At 70.6% G+C, this 19,723-nt stretch carries 19 protein-coding genes, 1 tRNA gene and 1 riboswitch; of the genes, 14 read left to right on the top strand and 6 right to left on the bottom strand.

Features of this window, described 5'->3' with window-relative positions; all coding sequences use genetic code 11:
• Positions 1 to 56 precede the first annotated feature (56 nt).
• Complete coding sequence (locus VFF97_RS07840) at positions 57 to 1,031, bottom strand: alpha/beta hydrolase (protein ID WP_325032933.1); 975 nt, start codon at positions 1,029 to 1,031, stop codon at positions 57 to 59.
• 74 nt (positions 1,032 to 1,105) lie between these two features.
• On the opposite strand from VFF97_RS07840, the gene VFF97_RS07835 reads away from it, so the two are divergent.
• The 4 genes from VFF97_RS07835 (at position 1,106) to VFF97_RS07820 (ending at position 3,609) form a co-directional block, all read left to right on the top strand.
• Positions 1,106 to 1,615, top strand: coding sequence for a carboxymuconolactone decarboxylase family protein (locus VFF97_RS07835; protein WP_325032932.1), 510 nt, complete (start codon positions 1,106 to 1,108; stop codon positions 1,613 to 1,615).
• On the top strand, positions 1,612 to 2,349 hold the full coding sequence (locus VFF97_RS07830; RefSeq protein WP_325032931.1) for a tyrosine-protein phosphatase: 738 nt from the start codon (positions 1,612 to 1,614) through the stop codon (positions 2,347 to 2,349). The genes VFF97_RS07835 and VFF97_RS07830 overlap by 4 nt, the downstream gene beginning before the upstream one ends.
• A 64-nt stretch (positions 2,350 to 2,413) precedes the next feature.
• Positions 2,414 to 2,902, top strand: coding sequence for an SIP domain-containing protein (locus VFF97_RS07825; protein WP_325032930.1), 489 nt, complete (start codon positions 2,414 to 2,416; stop codon positions 2,900 to 2,902).
• Positions 2,903 to 3,045: 143 nt separating this feature from the next.
• Entirely contained in the window at positions 3,046 to 3,609 is a 564-nt protein-coding gene (locus VFF97_RS07820; protein ID WP_325032929.1) for a hypothetical protein, read from the top strand.
• Here the strand turns inward: VFF97_RS07820 and VFF97_RS07815 are convergent.
• The 4 genes from VFF97_RS07815 to VFF97_RS07800 form a co-directional block, all read right to left on the bottom strand.
• Entirely contained in the window at positions 3,561 to 4,055 is a 495-nt protein-coding gene (locus tag VFF97_RS07815) for a Fe-S oxidoreductase (protein ID WP_325032928.1), read from the bottom strand. The two genes, VFF97_RS07820 and VFF97_RS07815, sit on opposite strands and share 49 nt — an antisense overlap.
• The gene (locus tag VFF97_RS07810) at positions 4,052 to 4,873 is read right to left on the bottom strand and encodes an arginase family protein (RefSeq protein ID WP_325032927.1); all 822 of its coding nucleotides are present in this window, start codon (positions 4,871 to 4,873) and stop codon (positions 4,052 to 4,054) included. Before VFF97_RS07810 ends, VFF97_RS07815 begins: the two co-directional genes overlap by 4 nt.
• A gap of 105 nt (positions 4,874 to 4,978) precedes the next feature.
• Entirely contained in the window at positions 4,979 to 5,746 is a 768-nt protein-coding gene (locus tag VFF97_RS07805; protein ID WP_325032926.1) for a PspA/IM30 family protein, read from the bottom strand.
• Positions 5,747 to 5,818: 72 nt separating this feature from the next.
• Entirely contained in the window at positions 5,819 to 7,855 is a 2,037-nt protein-coding gene (locus VFF97_RS07800; protein ID WP_325032925.1) for a TPM domain-containing protein, read from the bottom strand.
• A gap of 174 nt (positions 7,856 to 8,029) precedes the next feature.
• Between VFF97_RS07800 and VFF97_RS07795 the strand changes: the two genes are divergently transcribed.
• The 10 genes from VFF97_RS07795 to VFF97_RS07750 all read left to right on the top strand — a co-directional run bounded on the left by VFF97_RS07795 (position 8,030) and on the right by VFF97_RS07750 (position 19,472).
• Positions 8,030 to 8,863 carry a DUF3097 domain-containing protein gene (locus VFF97_RS07795; protein ID WP_325032924.1) on the top strand — a complete coding sequence of 278 codons (834 nt, stop codon included), beginning with the start codon at positions 8,030 to 8,032 and terminating at the stop codon, positions 8,861 to 8,863.
• Between the two features lie 93 nt (positions 8,864 to 8,956).
• On the top strand, positions 8,957 to 9,619 hold the full coding sequence (trmB, locus tag VFF97_RS07790; protein ID WP_325032943.1) for a tRNA (guanosine(46)-N7)-methyltransferase TrmB: 663 nt from the start codon (positions 8,957 to 8,959) through the stop codon (positions 9,617 to 9,619).
• Positions 9,620 to 9,640: 21 nt separating this feature from the next.
• Entirely contained in the window at positions 9,641 to 10,552 is a 912-nt protein-coding gene (locus VFF97_RS07785; RefSeq protein ID WP_325032923.1) for a CPBP family intramembrane glutamic endopeptidase, read from the top strand.
• Positions 10,553 to 10,611: 59 nt separating this feature from the next.
• Positions 10,612 to 10,676, top strand: a riboswitch (guanidine-III (ykkC-III) riboswitch).
• A 10-nt stretch (positions 10,677 to 10,686) separates the two neighbouring features.
• Entirely contained in the window at positions 10,687 to 11,007 is a 321-nt protein-coding gene (locus tag VFF97_RS07780; RefSeq protein ID WP_325032922.1) for a multidrug efflux SMR transporter, read from the top strand.
• Between the two features lie 141 nt (positions 11,008 to 11,148).
• Entirely contained in the window at positions 11,149 to 12,759 is a 1,611-nt protein-coding gene (locus tag VFF97_RS07775; protein ID WP_325032921.1) for a M20/M25/M40 family metallo-hydrolase, read from the top strand.
• A 274-nt stretch (positions 12,760 to 13,033) separates the two neighbouring features.
• Positions 13,034 to 13,106: transfer RNA gene (locus VFF97_RS07770), tRNA-Arg, on the top strand.
• A gap of 150 nt (positions 13,107 to 13,256) precedes the next feature.
• The gene (locus VFF97_RS07765; RefSeq protein ID WP_325032920.1) at positions 13,257 to 14,840 is read left to right on the top strand and encodes an MFS transporter; all 1,584 of its coding nucleotides are present in this window, start codon (positions 13,257 to 13,259) and stop codon (positions 14,838 to 14,840) included.
• A 163-nt stretch (positions 14,841 to 15,003) separates the two neighbouring features.
• Positions 15,004 to 16,062 carry a DUF998 domain-containing protein gene (locus VFF97_RS07760; RefSeq protein ID WP_325032919.1) on the top strand — a complete coding sequence of 353 codons (1,059 nt, stop codon included), beginning with the start codon at positions 15,004 to 15,006 and terminating at the stop codon, positions 16,060 to 16,062.
• 71 nt (positions 16,063 to 16,133) lie between these two features.
• Positions 16,134 to 18,725 (top strand): LuxR C-terminal-related transcriptional regulator, encoded by a 2,592-nt coding sequence (locus VFF97_RS07755; RefSeq protein ID WP_325032918.1) that lies wholly within the window; start codon positions 16,134 to 16,136, stop codon positions 18,723 to 18,725.
• A gap of 21 nt (positions 18,726 to 18,746) precedes the next feature.
• On the top strand, positions 18,747 to 19,472 hold the full coding sequence (locus VFF97_RS07750; protein ID WP_325032917.1) for a potassium channel family protein: 726 nt from the start codon (positions 18,747 to 18,749) through the stop codon (positions 19,470 to 19,472).
• On the opposite strand, the gene VFF97_RS07745 is transcribed toward VFF97_RS07750, so the two are convergent.
• Positions 19,463 to 19,702, bottom strand: a complete 240-nt coding sequence (locus tag VFF97_RS07745) for a hypothetical protein (RefSeq protein WP_325032916.1) — start codon at positions 19,700 to 19,702, stop codon at positions 19,463 to 19,465. The two genes, VFF97_RS07750 and VFF97_RS07745, sit on opposite strands and share 10 nt — an antisense overlap.
• Between the last annotated feature and the right edge of the window lie 21 nt (positions 19,703 to 19,723).

Raw genomic sequence — 19,723 nt, 5'->3', positions numbered from 1 at the left:
GCAAAACGAAACGTCACACACGCCGAAATCGTTACCCGCCCGCGATCAGTCCGAGATCAGTCGACTTCTGCCGTGATCTCGGCAATACGCCGCCCGAGGTCGACCGGGCTGTCCTCCTGGAGGTTGTGGCCGCCGGCGATCGACTCGACGGATGCCGCGGGCACGCGCCGCGCGAACTCGTCGGCGTCTTCCGCGGTGACGTACCCGTTCGCGCCGCGGATGAGCGTCACCGGCGCCGTCGTGCGGGCGAGGTCCTCCCAGCCGCTGTCGCCGAGCACGCGCGCGAGCGCGTCGTCGGGCGCAGCCGGAGCGTGACCTGCGGCCGCCGCGGCGGCCATCGCGTTCGCGAGGTGCGCGAAATGGTGCTTCCATTCGACACGGCCGTCGGAACGGATGCGGGAGTTGAAGTACACGCCGCGCTCGGCCTTGCGGCGCGAGCCGCCGCCCAGCCCGAACTGCAGGGCGCGGTCGACGAGCTCGTCGCGGGACGCCCAGTAGGTCGGCCCCGCGAAGAACTCGCGCACCTGTGCGGGGCCCGCGTTCGGGTCGACTCCCGGCGTGATGTCGACGACGACGAGACGTCGCACGAGGTCGGGCCGCGACGCGGCGAGCGCCGCGGCGGTGAGACCGCCGAGCGATTGTCCGACGACCACCTGGGGGCGGTCCGTCCAGGCCTCCAGCCCCGCCGCGACGTCGGGTGCGAGCACGCGCGCGACATAAGCGGCATCCTCTCGCCACGACGAGTCGCCGTGACCGGGCAGGTCGATCGCGAGCGCGGGGAGGCCGAGCGCGAGGATCGTCGTGTCCCACGTGTGGGCGTTCAGCCCCGCTCCGTGCAGGAGCGTGACGACGGGTGGCGCGTCGCTCTCGATTCCCGAACCCGTCGAGGGGCGGCCGAACCGCAGCGCGCTCAGCCTGCGTCCGTCGGGGAGTGTCAGGGTGAGGCGTTCGCCGTGGGGGACCGGGCCGGTGAGGCCGGCTTCGGCTGCCTGCTCGGGGAGGAACGAGAACTCGTCGTCGGGTTCGATCACCCCGCCATTCTGACGCGCGCGGGCGGCGGGTGCGCCGCCGATCCGTCGGCGGCGGCCGTGGGTAGGCTGGCGGAATGACGAACGAACGGCGAGTGCACCTGTCGCGGTCGGCGCCTCCGGCCTACCAGGCGCTTGCCGCGTTCTCGAAGACGGTGGGCGCGCTCTCGGTCGAGGCGGGCATCGACGACCGTCTCAAGGAGCTCGTGCAGATCCACACGTCGCAGCTCAACGGCTGCGCGTACTGCGTGCGCGTGCACGTCGAACGCGCGGAGAAGGCCGGCGTCACGCTCGACACGATCGCGCAGCTGCCCGTGTGGCGTGACTCGGGCGTGTTCACCGAGCGCGAGCGGGCCGGACTCGAACTCGCGGAGGCGTTCGCCTTCATCGCGGAGGACGGCATCCCCGACGACGTGTACGACCGCGTCGGCGGGATCCTCAGCGAGCAGGAGTACGTCGCGCTGAGCTGGATCCTCGTGTCGATCAACGCGTTCAACCGCATCGCGATCGCCGGCCGCTACGCCGTCCCGCCGCGCGAGGACCTCGCCGGAGAGGACAGCGACGCGGCCGCGGGCAGGGCCTGGTGACGGCCGCGGACTCTCCCGATGGCACGCCCGCTCCGCTCGTCGCGGGCGCGGTGAACCTGCGCGACGTCGGCGGGCTGCCCGCCGGCGATCGCCGCACGCGCCACGGCGTGCTGTACCGCTCGGGAAACCTCGCCCAGCTGGAGGCTCGCGGGATCGAGGACCTCTCGGGGCTCCGCTTGCGCCGCATCATCGACCTGCGTTCCGACGAGGAGGTGCTCCACGCGCCGAGCCCGGCGGGCGTCGCATCCGAGATCGTCCGCGTTCCGCTGTTCCTCGGCTCGGTCGCGTCGTTCTTCGAGAACGACATCTCGCTCGACGAGATGTACCGCCGGCTCGTCGACGACTCCGCCGAGCGGGTCGTGCAGGTCGTGCGGGGGATCGTGTCGGACCAGCCCGTGCTCGTGCACTGCACCGTCGGCAAGGACCGCACGGGCGTCGCCGTCGCCCTGACGCTCGCGGCAGCGGGTGTCGAAGAGGACGCGGTGATCGCGGACTACGCCCGCACCGAGGGGCTGCTGCCGGCGTGGCGGAACCGCGGTGTGATCGAGCGGCTGCGGGCGCTGCATCCGCGTGCCCGCCATCTCGAAGAGCTCGCCACGCGCTCGCCCGCACCCGTCATGCGGCGCCTGCTCGGCGACCTCACGGCACGGTTCGGATCCGCTTCCGACTACCTGCTGGCGAGCGGCCTCTCCGACGACGAGCTTCGCGAGCTGCGCCGCGTGCTCGTCGAGTGAGTCGGCTTCCGCTCGATGGGAGTGAGGTTAGGCAACCCTTCGTTCGCGGTATAGTGAAGGGGAGATGAGCACCCCCGCACCGCACCGCACCGCGCGTCACGCCGGCGAGCACAGCCCCGCCGCGTGCCGCGCGCCGCGTCATTCGCGCGTGCAGCACCTCATCACGGCCGACGAGACGTCGCTGACCGACCTCGAGGCTCTGCTGACGACGCTCCCGCTGTGCTCGACGGGTCGGGTCTTCGTCGAAGTGCCGGATGCCTCGTGGCAGACGCCCCTCGACGTGCCGCCGCGCATGATCGTGACGTGGCTCGATCGTTCCCGCCGCACGGGCGACCCGGGGACGGGGCGCGCATGCGCTCCGGGCCAGGCGCTGTCCCGCGCCGTCACGGCGTGGGCCGACGAGATGATGTGCGCCGACGACGACCACACGCGCGTGTTCCTCCTCGGCGGCTACCTCGGCACGGCTGACATCGTCGATCACCTGACGACGCGTCTCGGCGTCGACCCCGCCGAGATCCACGCTCCCGAGGAGTACGGGCTCACCACCCGCTGACTTCCGCTCCGGCCGTTGAGCGAGTCGTAGCGCGCCGCGCGTGAGCCTCTTCGTCGCGTCTTGGCGATCCTCGCTCAGGGCCCGGTTCGCGGTCGCTGTGCGCCTCCCGCGGCCCCGCCTCACCCGTCGCTACACTCGCGCGCATGACCTCCGTCGACGCCGCCCCCGCGCCCTCGCCCCCGACCGTCGATCCGCGTGACCTGCGCATGCCCACGTGGGTCATCGTGTGGCTCACGATCTCCGCGATCATCCAGACCTACGACGCCTGCTACGTGCTGCTCGGGCCCCTCTCGCACGCGGGCGGCCCGCTCGCGGGCTTCTGGCCGGGGCACGTGTTCTACGGCACGTTCGACCACCGGTACGGACAGTTCGACGCGTTCGGCAGCGCCCAGAGCTGGGCCAACCTCGTCGAGGTCGTCTTCATCGTGTGGGCGCTGTTCCACGCGAAGAAGTGGTCGGGTGTCGTCGTCGGTCTGATCGTGACGACCGCGACGTTCTGGAAGACCGTGATCTACTTCCTCGTCGAGGCGTCGAGCGGCCTCGAGATGACGCGCCAGTCGCTCGAGCGCGGTGACATCGTCGGCTTCCTCATGGTCGCGGTGCTGCCGAACCTGTTCTGGATCGTGTTCCCACTCGCGGTCGTGATCGCGCTGGGCCGTCAGGTGCTGCGCGTCGGGCGTGCGGCGGCGCCGCGCCTCGCCGACTGACGCGGCACGTAGTTGCCGTCCTCGAGACCGGCCTCGATCTCGAACCTGTTGCGCAGTGGGTCGCGCCCGGCGAGCAGGTACAGCACGGGCATGAGGAAGCCGTATCGCTGCCATTGGCGCTTGTGCACGGCCTCGTGGCGCAGCACGTGGTCCGTGACCTCGGCATCGCCCGTGAGGTAGCAGCCGCCCGCGCACACGCCTCCGCGCGGGAACGCCCAGCGCGGCATGCCGCGGAACACCCACAGCCCTTCGCGGCGCTCGATGCGTCCGGTGCTCCACAGCGTGCCCCACACCCAGCCGACGGTGGTCCCGTACCAATAGCCGACGCGGCTGAGGGGCGAGTCGAGGAGGAACGACGGGATGAACCGGTCGATCGCCCGGCCGCGCGCGAGCGCCCTCTCGGCGGCCTCCTGCCAGCCGGGGGGAGGCGTGGGGATCGGGCTCACGCGAGCGCCCCCACGATGCGCAGCAGGGCCCCGAGGTCGTCGGTGGCGGCATCCGGCGATGCGGGGGAGTAGCCCGCGAGCGTCGCACCGACGAGCGGCACGGCGGCGCGCACAGTCCCGATCGCGGCGGTGAGATCGGCGACGCGCACACCGAACGGCTCGGGGTGGGCGTTGCCGGCGAGCTCGGCAGGGTCGAGCGCGTCGACGTCGATGTGGATGTACACCGAGTCCGCGCCCGTCGCGGCGACCGCCTCGGCGAGCGCGTTCGCGTCGCCGAGGGCATCGGACGGCACGACCCGGATGCCGCGCTCCTCGATCGCGTCGAGTTCGGCGTCGTCGTACGAACGCGTCGCCACGAGCACGACGCGGCCGGGCGCGACGGCGCCCTCGTCGAGCACGAGCGCGGGATCGCCGTCGCCCACGATCGCGCGCAGCACCATGCCGGCGAATGCGCCCGACGGCGACGTCTCGGGGGTGTTGAAGTCGGGGTGCGCGTCGACCCAGACGACGGCGAGATCCGGATGCCGCGCCACCGCGTGCGCGATCGGACCGAGCGCGACCCCGCAGTCGCCGCCGATCGTGAGCACGGGCTCGTCGTGCGACGAGAGCGCCTCCTCGACTTGCGCGCGGACACGCTGGAGCGTGCTCAGGCGACGGATGCCGGTGCCGAGCGATTCGCCGGCCTCGATCGGCACATCCAGGATCGTCGTCGCCGAGCGGGGGAGGTCGCCCGCGATGGCGTGAGCGCCGTCGATGAGCTGCATCGCGCGCGTGGAGGGGCTGCCCTGCCACTGGGGCACGACGAGGTAGCGGGTCATCCTCACATCATTCCGCATGCGCGCGTGCCCGACGCCGGGTGGACCGTGAAAAGACGCCGCACCCGGGAACGCGTCCCGGGTGCGGCGCCTTCGCTGATCGCGCGCTTACGGCGTGTACGGCGCCGACGGGGCGTCGATCGCCTGCTGGTTCTGCGCCGGGCCGTTTCCGGCCTTCAGCTGGGCGAGGCGCGCCTCGACCTCGGTCAGCTCGCCCATGTCGTCGAGCTGGTTGAACTGAGCGTCGAGGCTCGATGCGGCGAGCTCCTGCTTGCCGGCCGCGAGAGCCTCCTGGCGACGCACCTTGTCTTCGAACCGGCCCAGCTCGCTGGTCGGGTCGAGCACGTCGATCGACTTGACCGCGTCGTGCACCTTGGTCTGCGCCTCGGCTGTCTTGGCACGGGCGACGAGCTCGGAGCGCTTGTTCTTGAGCTGCTCGAGCTTCTGCTTCATGCCGTTGAGGCCGTCCTTGAGCTTGTTGACCACCTCGGTCTGCGAGGCGATCGTCGGCTCGGCCTGCTTGGCCTCGTTCTCGGCGCTGATCTGGCGCTGGAGGGCGATCTTGGCCAGGTTGTCGAACTTGTCGGCGTCGGCCGTGTTGCCTTGGGTGCGCAGCTCGTCGGCCTTGCGGCTCGCGGCGAGCGCCTTGTTGCCCCATTCGGCCGCCGCCTGCACGTCCTCCTGGTGGTCGCGCTCCAGCAGGCGCAGGTTGCCGATCGTCTCGGCGATGGCCGACTCGGCGTCGGCGATGCTGTTCGTGTAGTCGCGAACGAGCTGGTCGAGCATCTTCTCGGGGTCTTCGGCCTGGTCGAGGAGCGCGTTGATGTTCGCGCGCACCAGGGTGGAGATGCGGCCGAAGATGGACTGCTTTGCCATCACAGGGATTCCTTTCACTCGGTAGTCACGTGGGGATTGGGCGGCCCGGCGGCGGGCCTGAGGTTGCGCGGCCTAGAAGCGACCACCCCCTCGGCGGCCGCGTGTGCCGCCGCCGCCGAAGCTTCCGGGCCGGAATCCGCCGCCGCCGCTGCGGCCGCGTCCGCCGCCGCCTCCGCCGAGCATTCCGCCCAATCCACCGGAGAGGCCGCCGGACGATCGTCCGCCGCCCCCGCCGCTGAGCAGCGAGTTGATGACGATGCCGCCGAGCACGGCGCCGAGCATCCCGCCGCCGCCTGATCCGCCGGCCGGGGCGCCGAGCATGCCGCCGCCGGAGAACGCGCCGACGTCGTTCTGCGCGGACCGAATGGCCTGACCCGCGAGCTGATCCGCCCGCTGCGCGTACTGGAGCGCCTGCGCCGGATCGCTCGCCTGAAGCTGCTGCGCGCGCACGAGCGACGCGCCGGCCTCGGCGAGGCGCGTGCGCGCCTCGGCGCCGACCGCGCCGCGTCGCGCGGTGATGTAGTCCTCGGCGGCGGAGACCTGCGCCTGCGCCTGCATCATGAGCTGGCCGAGCATCTGGCGATTGCGCTGATCCTGCGCGGCGGCATCGCGCACGTTCTGCACGACGCCGTCGATCGCGGTGTTCGCCGCCTCGAGCGCCTGCAGCGTCGCGATGGGCCGCTTCGCACCGCCCGACAGGTTCTGGCGCGCGGAGTCGACCTGCTGGCGCGTCGACGCGATGACGCCGGCCACCCGCCCGTCGGAATCGGGGAGGGCCGCTGCGGTGGCCATGTCCTGCTCGAGCTCGGCGATGAGCGCCGCCGCGTTCCTCTCGGCCTCCGCCAGGTCCGTCCCGACCTTCGTGATCGCCTCCTGCAGCAGGACGGCCTGCGACACGGCCTCCTCGGCGGCGCGGATGCTGACGGCCGCGCGCCCGCCGTCGCCCGCGCCGATCGCGGACTGCGCCTCCGCCAGTTGCTCGTCGGCGAACGCGACGCGGTCCCGCGCCTGCTGCGGGTTGTCGGCGACCGTCGAGAGCGCCTCGGGCGCGTACTGGGTGGACAGCCGCGCAAGCTCGGCGGCCGACGCGTCGATCGAGGCGGCGGCCTTTGCGCGCGCCTCCTGCACGCGCGCGAGCGCCTCGGGTGCGTTCTGCTCGAGTTTGCGCAGCTCGTCGAATGCCGCCGCCTTCTCGTCGAGCTCGTCGCTGGCGTGCTGGCAGAGCTGGAGGATCTGCGCGTTCCACGCGCGGGTCTCCTCCTCGGTGTCTTCGATGCCGTCGTCGAGCTTCTGCTTGAGAGTGAAGGCCTCGTTCAGGTTCGCCTTGGCGGTCTCGAGCGCCTGCGCGAACTCCTGGGTCGCCGCGTCGCCGAACTGGGCGCGCGCGAACCCGAGCTCCTGCTCGCTCGTTCGCACGGCATCGTCCATCTCGACGAGCGCGGACGACGCGCGGCGCGCGAGCTCCTTCGTGTCGAGCGTCTCGAGCGGTGTCTGCGCCTTGCCGGGGCCGACGGGGCCCTTCTTCTTGCGGCGACTGCGCACGATGAGCCAGACGATCAGGGCGATCGCCGCCGCGATGACGAGGAAGATCAACAGTCCGCCGAAGAACCCTCCGCCGCCCGACTCGCCCGGTTGGCCGCCGCCCGCGGCGGTCTCGAAGCCGTCAGCGGCAGCGATCGCCGCGCCGGCGTAGTCGCCGTCGCTGAGCTGCGGCCGGATGGACTGCTCGATCGCATCGAGCTGCTCGCCGCTGATGGGCCCCTCGGTGTCGGCGGAGATGTAGTACTGGCGTGCTTCGGTGGCCACCGCGAGCAGGTATTGGGTCGCGCCGAGGCCGTTGTCGAGCGCGACCTGGTCGGCCCACTCCTGGCGGTTCGAGGGGTTGGTGAACTCGTCGACGTACACGACGTACAGGTCGATGCCGGTGTCGTCGAAGAGCTCCTCGAGGCGGTCCTCGACGGCGTTCACCTGACCGCCGAGTACGTCGACCTGGTCGACGACTCGCCCCGCCCCCAGCTCCACCGGGTCGGTCGCCCACGCAGCACCGCCGGCACCCGCGAGCACCAGCCCCCACGCCGCACCGAGCGCCGCGACCCACCGAGCACGCATCGAACCCCCTTCGGCACGATCGAACATCGCCACCGCGAGTCTATTCAGCCGCGGAGGACGGGCGATAGCCAGCGGCTCCCGCAAGGAGCGGACCGGATACCGCCCAGTGGGCCGCCCGCGCGGCATCCGTGTCTTCAGCCCGCCTACCGGTAGCCTGTGCGACTCGGAGGACCCATGGACGACCGCTACGGAACCGATGTTCTCGCCGCCGGCTGGCGCGAGCGCGCGCGACGCGTGGTGCCTCGCATCGAGGCGGAGCGCGACCTCGTCGTGGAGGTCGCCGACGACGGCTGGTGCGGCGCGGTCGTGGGGCTCTCGGGCGGGAACGTCGAGCTCGAGGACCGGCACGGACGGCGGCGCCTCTTCCCGCTCGGTGCGGGGTTCCTCATCGACGGCGAGGACGTCGTGCTGGTGCGCCCCGAGGCGAAGGCGCCCGTCGCGCCGTCGCGCACCGCATCGGGGTCGTTCGCCGTCGGGAGCGAACGCGCCCGCGTCGCGCGCGCGAGCCGCATCCTCGTCGAGGGGCGCCACGACGCCGAGCTCGTCGAGCGCATCTGGGGTGATGATCTGCGCGTCGAAGGCGTCGTCGTGGAGTACCTGCAGGGCGTCGACCTGCTGGCCGCCCTCCTCGAGGACGAGCCGCCGTCGGCCGAGCGACGCTACGGCGTGCTCGTCGACCACCTCGTGCCCGGCTCGAAGGAGGCGCGCATCGCGGAATCCGTGCTGCGCGGCCGCCACGGCGCGCACGTGAAGATCGTGGGGCATCCGTATATCGACGTGTGGCAATGCGTGAAGCCGGATGCCGTCGGCATCGCCGCGTGGCCCGAGGTGCCTCGCGGGGTCGATTACAAGACGGGCGTGTGCCGCGCGCTCGGCTGGCCGGCCGACTCGCAGGCCGACCTCGCGCGTGCGTGGCAGCGCATCCTCGGCTCGGTGCGGTCGTATCGCGACCTCGAGCCCGCGCTCCTCGGCCGCGTCGAGGAGCTCATCGACTTCGTGACCGCGTGAGCGGTCCCGTAGCCTGGAGTGGTGAGCGAGACCCCAGCCGCGCCGCGCCTGTTCCGCGACAAGCCGGTGTCGTTCGTGCGCCGCAGCGGCCGCATGTCCGAGGCGCAGGAGCGCGCGTGGAGCGAGCTCGCCCCGCAGTACGTGATCGAGGTCCCGCGCGGCATGGCCGCGACGAGCGTGGCCGCCGACGAGCCGATCGACCCCGCCGCAGTGTGGGGCCGCGAAGCGCCGCTCGTCGTCGAGATCGGCTCGGGGCAGGGGCACGCGATCGTCCACGCGGCGACCTCGAACCCCGAGTGGGACTTCCTCGCGATCGAGGTCTTCAAGGCCGGGCTCGCCCGCACGATGCTCGACGCCGAGCGCGCCGGCGCGCGCAACCTGCGGCTCGTCGAGGCGAACGCGCCGGAGGTGCTCGAGCACCTGCTGCCCGAGGCATCCGTGTCGGAGCTCTGGGTGTTCTTCCCCGACCCGTGGCACAAGAAGAAGCACACCAAGCGTCGGCTCGTGACGCCCGAGTTCGCCGCGCTGGCAGCACGGGCGCTGCGCGACGGCGGCATGCTGCGGCTCGCGACAGACTGGGAGGACTACGCGCTCCAGATGCGCGACGTGCTGAACGGGGCGGATGCCTTCGAGAAGGCCTTCGAGGGCGAATGGGCCGACCGCTACGAAGGTCGCGTGCTGACGGCGTTCGAGCGCAAGGGCGCTCGCGCCGGTCGTGACATCCGCGACCTGGCGTACCGCAGGCTCGCCCGATGACCGCCCCACGGGCGGCCTGACGTGCCCGCGCATCCCGCCGTCGAGCTCGGCGTGCGCCCCGCATGGTCGTGGGCGCTCGCGCCGTCCCTGCTCGCGTGTCTGGCCGCGCCCGCGTTCTTCGTGGCTCGAATCCCGTGGCTCGGATGGGTCCTGCTGGCGGTGGCGCTCGCGCTCGCGGCCGCGGTGGAGCGGACGACGGATGCCGCACCCGTCGCACCCGGAGCCGAGACGTCGGGCGGCGCCGGTGGCGACATCCGCGGCATCCGTCGGGCCCCGAATCTCGTGCGCGACCTCTCGCTCATCGCGATCGGCCTGCTCATCGTGAGCTCGATCCCGCTGAAGGCGGAGCTCGACAACCTCGCGATCCTGCGGTTCGCGATCGCGCTCGGCGGCGCCGTGGTGGTCCCGTACGTCGTGTCGCGGTGGATCTACCGCGATCACGCGATCCGCTTCCCGTGGCGCGGGGGAGGGCGCTGGACGCGGTTCCAGTGGCTGTGGCTCGTCGCCGTGCTTGCGCTCGGGTGGCTGATCTTGCCGTTCTACTTCATCACCTCGGGCGTGTACGCGAACTGGCCCGTCGTCGACACGCCCGACCTCATCGCGCGGCTGTTCGTCGGCGTCGGCGCGGTCGGCATCTGGGACGAGCTGTTCTTCATCTGCACGTGCTTCGCGCTGCTGCGCCGGCATTTCCCCGACTGGCAGGCCAACATCCTGCAGGCGGTCGTGTTCGTGTCGTTCCTGTGGGAGCTCGGCTACCAGGCGTGGGGCCCGCTGCTGACGATCCCCTTCGCGCTCCTGCAGGGTTTCATCTTCATGAAGACGCGCTCGCTCGCCTACGTGGTGACGGTGCATCTCCTGTTCGACGCGGTCGTGTTCCTCGTGCTCGTGCACGCGCACAATCCGGGTGCGCTCGACTGGCTGTTCCTCGTCTGACGCCCGCTCGCGCGAGCGTCGTTGCCCAGGCCCTGCCCAGGCCGGCTCGCTAAGCTGGCACGCGGATCCCGACAGGATCCCCGGACGAGGGTTCAGTACCCGGTGTGCGACAAGACTGGCCAGGAGACGCTGTCATGTCGTGGGTCATCCTCATCATCTCCGGTGTGCTCGAGGCCGTGTGGGCCACTGCGCTCGGCAAGTCGGAGGGCTTCACGAAGCTCTGGCCGAGCGTCGTCTTCGGCGTCGCGCTCGTCGCCAGCATGGGCGGGCTCGCGTGGGCGATGCGCGACATCCCGACCGGCACCGCATACGCCGTGTGGGTGGGCATCGGCGCAGCGCTCACGGTCGCGTACGCGATGATCACCGGCGCGGAGCCGTTCTCGATCGTGCGCCTGCTGCTGATCCTCGGGCTCGTGGGCTGCGTCGTCGGGCTGAAGCTCGTCGGGCACGAATAGAGGCGGACGCCGCTCCCGCCGCATCCGCAAGATGAGGGCTTCGTGAGCAACAGGCTCCGAGGTCTGGACGCGCTTCGGGTCGTGTGACAGTGTCACCGCCAGGGCCGGCGACATCGGGGTCACCGGCGGAAAGGGCACACGATGCTGAAGAGGAACACGCGGACGGCGGCCATCGTCGCCGTCGGCGCGGTCGCCGCAAGTCTGGCGATCGCATCACCCGCACTCGCCGTACCGAACAACAACTCCGTCAAGAAGCTGACCAAGGCGGTCACGCTCGAGGGTGTGATGGAGCACCTCGAGGCGTTCCAGGCGATCGCCGACGAGCACGGCGACCGCGCCGCAGGACGCGACGGGTACGCGGCATCCGTCGACTACGTCGTCGACCAGCTCGAGGGAGCCGGCTACTCGCCTGTGGTTCAGGAGTTCGAGTTCCCCTACTTCGATGAGAACAACGCGCTCGTGCGGATCTCGCCGAACCCGCGCGCGTTCATCGACGGCACGGACTTCCTGCGGAACCGGTTCGACTCGGGCAGCCCCGAGGGCACGGCGACGGGTCCGCTCGTGCCGGTGGGCATCGTCCTCGTCGACGAGGACGACCCGCCCAACAGCAACACGAGCGGCTGCGAGGCCTCGGACTTCGCGGGCTTCCCGGTGGGGGCGATCGCGCTCATGCAGCGCGGCACGTGCGGATTCGCGGTGAAGGCGCTCAACGCCGAGGCGGCGGGTGCGGCCGGCGTCATCATCATGAACGAGGGCCAGAGCATCCCGGACGACCGCGAAGGCCTGCTCAACATGATCGGCGATGCGACGGGACTCACCATTCCGACTGTCTTCGTCACGTCGGATGTCGGTGAGGACCTCTACTCGACCCCGTTGGCCACCGTCACCGTGACGGTCGACTACGACGAGGAGACCCGCACGGCGTGGAATGTCCTCGCCGAGACGAAGGCCGGCAACGACGACAACGTCGTGATGGCGGGCGCGCACCTCGACGGCGTTCAGGACGGCGCCGGCATCAACGACAACGGCTCGGGCAGCGCCGCGCTGCTGGAGACGGCGATCCAGATGCAGAAGGTGAAGCCCAACAACACCGTGCGCTTCGCGTGGTGGGGTGCCGAGGAAGAGGGACTGCTCGGCTCGGAGTACTACGTCGGGAACCTGAACGAGGAGGAGCAGGGCGACATCGCGCTGTACCTCAACTTCGACATGGTCGCGTCGCCGAATTACATGTTCGGCATCTACGACGGCGACAACTCGAGCGGTACGGCTCCGGAAGGGTTCATCCCGCCGGGTTCCGCGGAGATCGAGGATGTCTTCGAGGCCTACTACGACAGTGTCGGCGAGCCCTACCAGGACACCGACTTCTCGGGCCGCAGCGACTACGGGCCGTTCATCGACGTCGGCATCCCGGCCGGCGGTCTGTTCACCGGTGCGGAGGACAAGAAGACCGCTGACGAGGCGGCGCTGTACGGCGGCGTGATCGGCGCGGCGTACGACCCGTGCTACCACCAGCCGTGCGACAACCTGACCGGTGCCGGGCAGGACGTCGCCCTGTACGACCTGCTGCGCGCGGAGTACGACCTCGAGGGCAACGTGAACCTGCACGCGCTCGACGTGAACTCCGACGCGATCGCCGCGGCGGTGATCACGTTCGCGTTCGACACGTCGACCGTGAACGGCGTGCGTGCACCGGGCAAGTCGCACGGTGCGGGCAAGAGCGCGGACGCCTTCAAGAACCGGTCCGCGGGCTGAGAACCGAGCTGCGGATCTCACCTTCAACATGACGTCGAAATGACTTCCGCGCGAAGTCTTGACGGCCGTCGCCGGGTGAGTATCTTCGGTTCTGCGAAGAGAAAACAGGAACGAGGTGACCGCAAGGTAACCGGATACAGAAACCGCAAATCGCATTGACGATCGCCCCCGGGCGTGGTCTTCGGACCGCGACTCCCGGGGGCGATCATCGTTGTGCCGGAGCGGCGCCGCCTGCACGGCGCGCTCAGCGGGCGGTGATAACCTCGATCGGTACGCCTCCGTAGCTCAGGGGATAGAGCGTTGGTTTCCGGTACCAAAGGTCGCAGGTTCGATTCCTGTCGGGGGCGCAAGCAAGCAAGGTGAAGAGACCGGCCCGTGTGGTCGGTCTCTCTGCATTCGGGCATCGACAGCGCGGAGCACGCGGGAGCGTCGCCCTACGCGGGTGATCTTCGTTCCGCGGCGTTCCGCCCACTTCGCCGCACTGCTTGGCTTCGCTCATGACCGGCGATGCCGTGGCGCCCGCCAAGCTGAACCGCCGACTGGCGATCCTCCTCGCCATGGCGATGTTCGTGCTCGTGGTCGACACGTCGATCATGAACGTGTCGATCTCGGCGGTCGTTCGCGACCTCGACACGACGGCAAGCGGCGTGCAGGGGGCGATCGCCCTCGAGGCGCTCGTGTCGGCGGCGTTCATCCTGATCGGCGGCAAGGTGGGCGATCTCATCGGGCGCAAGCGCGCGTACGCCCTCGGCCTCATCGGGTACGCGGTCGGCGCGATCGCGATGACGCTCGCGCAGGGGCTGACGGCGATCATCGTCTTCTGGGCCTTCGTCGGCGGCATCGGCGCTTCGCTGCTGCTGCCCGCGATGCAGTCCCTCATCCACGGGAACTTCGCGGGCGACCACCAGAAGAGGGTCTATGCGCTCGTCGGCGCCGCGGCGGCGATCGCAGCGGCGATCGGGCCGCTGCTGGGCGGTGTCATCACGACGTTCCTGTCGTGGCGCGTGGGATTCCTGCTGGAGGCGCTCATCATCGCGATCGTCCTGATCGGACTGCCCCTGGTGCGCGACGTGCCGTACACCGGCGACCGCTCCATCGACCTCGTGGGGGCCGCTCTCTCGGTGATCGGCATGGGCGGCGTCGTGCTGGGGATCCTCGTGTGGCAGGAGGGCGGAGGCTATGTCGGGCTCATCATCGGACTGGGTGTCGTCGCCCTCGGCGGCCTCGCGATCTGGCTGCGGCGGCGCCACCGTGCGGGCAAGCCCGTGCTGCTCGACCCAGACCTGTTCCGCTCGAAGCTGTTCCGCAGGGGCGTGACCGGACAGCTCCTTCAGCAGATCGCGCTCGGCGGCACGATGATCGTGCTTCCGCTGTATCTCCAGATGGTCCTCGAGTACAACGCCCTGCTCGCGGGCCTTTCGATCGCTCCGCTGTCGCTCAGCATGTTCGTCGTCGCGATCGTGGCGGGTCGCCGCGCCAAGGGGCGCCCTGCCAATCTCATCCTCACCGGCTTCATACTGACGGCGGCGGGACTCGTGATCCTCGAGCCGATCATCCCCACCGCGACATCAGGCTGGTTCCTCACCGTGCCGCTCATCATCGCCGGCACGGGCCTCGGGCTGCTCGTGTCGCAGCTGAACAACTACACGCTCTCGCCCATCTCGAACGAGCGCGTGAGCGAGGCCGCGGGCGTCAACTCCGCCGCGGGGTCGTTCGGTCTCTCGTTCGGGCTCGCGTTCGCGGGCGCGATCATGCTCTCGATGCTGTCGGCGTCGTTCACGACCTTCGCCGCGCAGTCCGATGTGTTGACGGCCGAGGAGCAGGAGCGCGTGACCGCCGTCCTCGAAGAGGACGCGCAGCTCGTCTCCAACACCGCGCTGACCGAGCTGCTGGACGAGGCATCGCCCGAAGCGGCCGACGAGATCATCCGCATCAACACGCAGGCGCGGCCTCTCGCGCTGCAGATCGCGCTCCTCGTGCCGATCATGTCGGCGGGAATCGGCGTGGTGAACGGATTGCGGATGCGGCGATTGCCGGATCCGCGCGCATCGAGCGGAGCGGAGGGCATGCTGCTCGGTTGAGACGCGGTCGAGGAAGTCACCCGGGTCGGATGATGCGAGCCGCGTTCGCCGTCGGTGGACTGACGCCGACCGGTTGCCGCGCCCGGCGATCGGGGACACCGCGAGGGGGTGGCGGCATGGCGGGGATCGTCGAGGTCGCCTCAGCGGCCACGGGACCGCGGCGATGAGCGCGAACCCGGATGCCGTCATCGCGCGACGCGTCGGGCGCGGCATCCGCTGGACCGAGCGTGTGAACGCCCGTGACCTGGAGTCCCTCGCCCTTGCGGCGGGATCGGCGGCGTTCCTCGGGGGAGCGGTCGCGGCCCTCGTTGCATTCCGGCTCCAACCGGCGCCGATCGCGGGACCCGACTCGCTCGGTCAATTCGCGGCGTTGGCCTCCGCTGTCGTCGCGCTCCCGTGCGTCGCCGGGGCGCGCTACCTCGTCGCCGCGCGCGGCGGCGAGCGACTGCGGCTGCTCGACCACCTCGACATCGCGGCGCTCGCGATGGCCCACGCGATCGTCGCACTGCTGGGCTGGACGCTGCTGGCGTCGATCCTCGCAGAGGCGTTCCTCGGCGCGGAGGTGTTCCCGCTGGCAGTGGTCGTGCTGACAGGCGTCGCGACCGCGATCACCGCGTACACGGCGTTCACGTCGGCCGCGACGATGGACTCGAAAGGGCTCGCGCTGCTGTTCGCCGCGTTCTTCGTTCTCGGCGTGCTCGCGGCCATGCTGACAACGAGCGACCCCGACTGGTGGAAGGACAATCTCAGCGCGCTCGGAGTCACGACGAACGACTCGGCGCGAGCGTTCAACTTCACGCTCATCGTGTCGGGATTCCTCGTCACCTCGCTCGCGCGATCGGCCACGAGGGGTGCGGCGACGAGCGAAGTGAGCGGCCTGCTCCGCGTGCGGACGTGCCTCGTGGTGCTCGGCATCTTTCTCGCGCTCGTCGGGGTCTTCCCGGTCGATGTGTACTTCGTCGTCCACGTCGCGGTCTCGCTCGGGATGGTCGTGGCGTTCGGAGTCCTCGTCACGCGCCTGCCTCGATGGGCGCCCGGGCTGGCCCGTCCGTTCATCGTGCTCGGATGGCTCTTCCTCGCGGTCATGATCATGTTCGGGGTCTTCTACGCGATCGGCTACTACACCCTCACCGCCGTGGAGCTGATCGGGGGTGCGCTCGTGTTCGCGTGGGTGGTCCTCTTCATCCGGAACACCGCGGCGCTCGACCAGGATGCGCCGTGACGGTGGCCCTTTCCGCGCGACCTTCGCCGTGGCACGATTCGCTCCGGGGAGATGAACGGGCGGAGACCGGGATGAGGGTGCAGGAGTCGCGCCGGATTCCGTCGCATGCCGTCGATCGTCCTGCGCTGCGCGCGCAGCTCGACGCCGGTACCGCGTCCCCGCTGTCGCTGATCGTCGCTCCGGCCGGCGCGGGGAAGACCGTGCTCCTCGGGCAGTGGGTGGCGTCGCGACCGGAGCTCGCGGCGGCGTGGATCGACACCGCTTCCGACGATGCGGATCCGCTGGTGCTCTCGCGGAAGCTGCTCGCGGCGATCGCCGAGGCGAGGCCGGAGTTCCGGCCTCCGCTTGCGGCCATCGCGACCGCGGCCCGCCGGCTCGGGGATGCCTATCTGGAGGACCTCGCCTCGGGACTGCACGACATCGACCCGCTGGTGCTCATCTTCGACGACCTCGATCGGATCGCCGGCACGCCGGTGCTGACCGACCTGTGGCGACTCGTCGATATGATCCCGGCCGGTGTGCACGTGGTCTTCGCGTCGCGTACCGACCTGCAACTCGGCTGGAGTCGTCAGCGCGTGCACCACGACCTCGTCGAGATCCGCCAGCGCGAGCTCGCCTTCGACGAGGCGACCACGGCCCGCGTCATCTCGACGATCACCGGCGCACCGGTCACGGAGGAGGTTGCGACGAAGGTGACGGTCCGCACGGAGGGCTGGGCCGTGGGCGTGCAGCTGACGGCGCTGTCGATGCGGTTCGGGGCGAACCCACTCCAAGTGGTCGAGACGATGACGGAGACCGATCGCCTCATCACCGACTACCTCGGCGAGGAGGTGCTCGACGGGCTCTCGCCCCGCCGCCGCGCGGCCGTGATCCAGCTCGCCGTGCTCGACGAGTTCGACCCGAATCTGGCAGGGGTGGTGACCGGGCTCGACGGCGAAATGCTGCTCGCGGGCCTGGAACGGGACTCGCTCTTCGTCGTACCCGTCCCCGACCGTGTCGGCTGGTACAGGTTCCATCGACTGTTCCGTGACCTGCTCCTGCTGCGATTGCGCGCCCACGACCGCGATGCGGAGTCCGACCTGCTGAGCGTCGCATCGCGCTGGCTCTCCGAGGCGGGCGATGACGAGGGTGCGATCGACTGCGCCGTCCGGGCGCACGACTGGGACCGCGTACTCGATCTCGTCCTCGCGCTCGAGCGCGGCTATTACGAGTCGCATCGCATGGGAACGATCGTGCGGTGGCTCGGCGAGGTTCCCGGCAGGAAGCTCGCCGAGCGCCCCGACGCCGCGATCCTCCTCGCGATGGCGGAGGGCATGAGCGGCGGCGCGATGCGCGCGGTGGACTCGTTCCGCGCGCTCCTCGCCGACGGCCACCTGACGCCGGGTCAGCGTCAGGTCGCGCTCGCGTACCTCGCCGCCTGCGTGCAATTCCACCCCGACACGGAGTTCTTCGCGCCGGTAGCGCGTGCCGCGGTGACCGAGATCACGCGGCATCCGGATGCTCCCCGCCCCGATCTGCTGGGTCTCACGTCGCGCCACCTGCTGCTGACCGTGGGTCAGGTCTCGCTCGGGCGTGCGCGCCTCCTGCTCGGCGACATCCACGCGGCGCGTCGCATCTTCGAGGGCGCTCTGCGCGCTGCGGGGACCGCGTACCGGCCGTACCGGGTGCACACTCTGGGCTCGCTCGCGATGGCGGAGGCGCTGTCCGGATGCCTCGTGGCCGCGTCCGAGCACGCCGAGGAGGCGCTGTCGCTCGCGCGCGAGGACGACCTCCTCGTGCATCCGGCCCCTGCCGAGGCCTATCTCGCTCGGGCGCTCGTCGCGGTGCAACGGGGCGAGGCGGAGGCGGGGGCGCTCGCCCTGCACGAGGGGGCGGCGCGAGCGTTGTCGAACCAGCGCACCCAACTCCTGTGGATCGCGTGGCTCGTCTCGCGCGCCGTCTACCCGGAAGGCGGGGTGGCGGGCGTCGAAGAGCCCGAGGGACCCCGGCCGGCGTTCGTGCGAGACGCTCTGCTCGCGCTCGAGCTGAGGAGGGCGCGCTCGCGAGGTGCACCCCTCCCGCCGCCGAATCACCCCGCGTCGTGGTCGTACATCGCGTTCGAGGAGATCGCGGCGCTGCTCGCACTCGGACGCGCCGCCCAGGCCCGCGCACGCATGACGGAGTTCGCGCCCCAACCCGAACCCGACGCTCCGCTGCCGGGGGTCGAGCACGAGATCCTTGAAGGCTGGCTGTGCGCCGCCGAGAAGCGGAACCCGGAGTCCAGAGCGCACCTGATCACGGCATTGCGGCTGGCCGAGCCCGAATGGCTCGTCCAGCCGTTCGTCCGAGCGGGCGCAGCCGTGGCGGACCTGGTCGACGAGCTCCCGGGCGTGGGGAACGGCTTCCGCAGCGCCGTCGTGAACGCGGCACGGGCGGCCGCCGCGCCTCCTCGTCAGCACCTCGCCGAGCGACTCACGACCCGTGAACTCGAGCTGCTCGGCTACCTCCCGAGCCGTCTCACGATCCCGGGCATCGCCGCGCGCTGCTACGTCTCGACGAACACGATCAAGACTCACCTCGGGCACATCTATCGAAAGCTCGGCGTGCAGAGCCGAGACGCCGCCGTGGAGCGTGCGCGCGAGCTCGGGCTCATCACCGCGCGAGACGCGGCTGACGTCCTGTGACGTCTCGCGACGGAGGGAACCATGGACGAGCCGACCTGGGTGAGCCGGATGACGCTGCCCCTGTCCATCGCATCACTCGTGTATCTCGCCGCCTACTCATGGCTGGTGATCGCAGACCTGAGCGGGCCTGCGCGGACCGTCGCCTCGGTACTCGTAGGCGTCACGTGGGCCTTGTTCATCGTCGACTACGTCGTCCGGCTCACGCTCGCAGACGGTCGCTGGCGGTGGTTCCGCAAGCACCTCGGCGCCCTCGCTTTCGCGCTCCTGCCCGTGCTGCGCCTCGTGCTCCTGCTCGAGCGCCTGACCCACCTCCCCGGTCTGCGGCGCACACGCGGGGCAGCGCTGCGGACGCGCATCGCCGTGTACGGCGGCGGTGTCGTCGTCGTACTCGTGTACATCGCGTCGCTCGCCGTGCTCGAGGCCGAGCGGCACTCACCCGGAGCCGACATCGTGGACTTCGGCATCGCGCTGTGGTGGTCGTGCGTCACCGTGACGACGACGGGCTTCGGAGACTACGTGCCTGTGACGATGGCGGGCCGTGCGGTCGCAGTCGGGCTGATGTTCGGCGGAATCATCCTGTCGGGCATCATCACCGCGACGCTCGCATCCTGGATCCTCGACCGGGCGTCGCGCGGGCATGACGACGAGGAGCCCGCGACGCGGGCGCAGGCACGCGCGATCATGGCGCGCATCGAAGGGCTGGGCGGGTCGGAGGAGTCGCAGGGCCGCGGCGTCCCTCAGGGCTGAGCGTCGTGAGGTGCGACGTCCTCTTCCGAGGCGACGATGGGCTCGACGGGATTCACGGAGACGACCTCGATGTGGAGCCCGTCGAAGAGCTCGAGCACGCCGAGCAGCCGGGACTGGTCCGCGACCGGCCCGATGATCCGCGTGAGGCCCAGCTCGTCGGTCATGACGTCGAAGCCGTCGAGCGCGAGGATCAGCTCAGGGCTCAGGCGGCCGCGGACGATCAGTTCCATCACCTGAACGCGCATGCTCGC

The organism is Microbacterium sp. (genome assembly GCF_035687345.1).
Lineage (GTDB): Bacteria > Actinomycetota > Actinomycetes > Actinomycetales > Microbacteriaceae > Microbacterium.
This window is presented reverse-complemented; position numbering and strand designations above follow the sequence as displayed.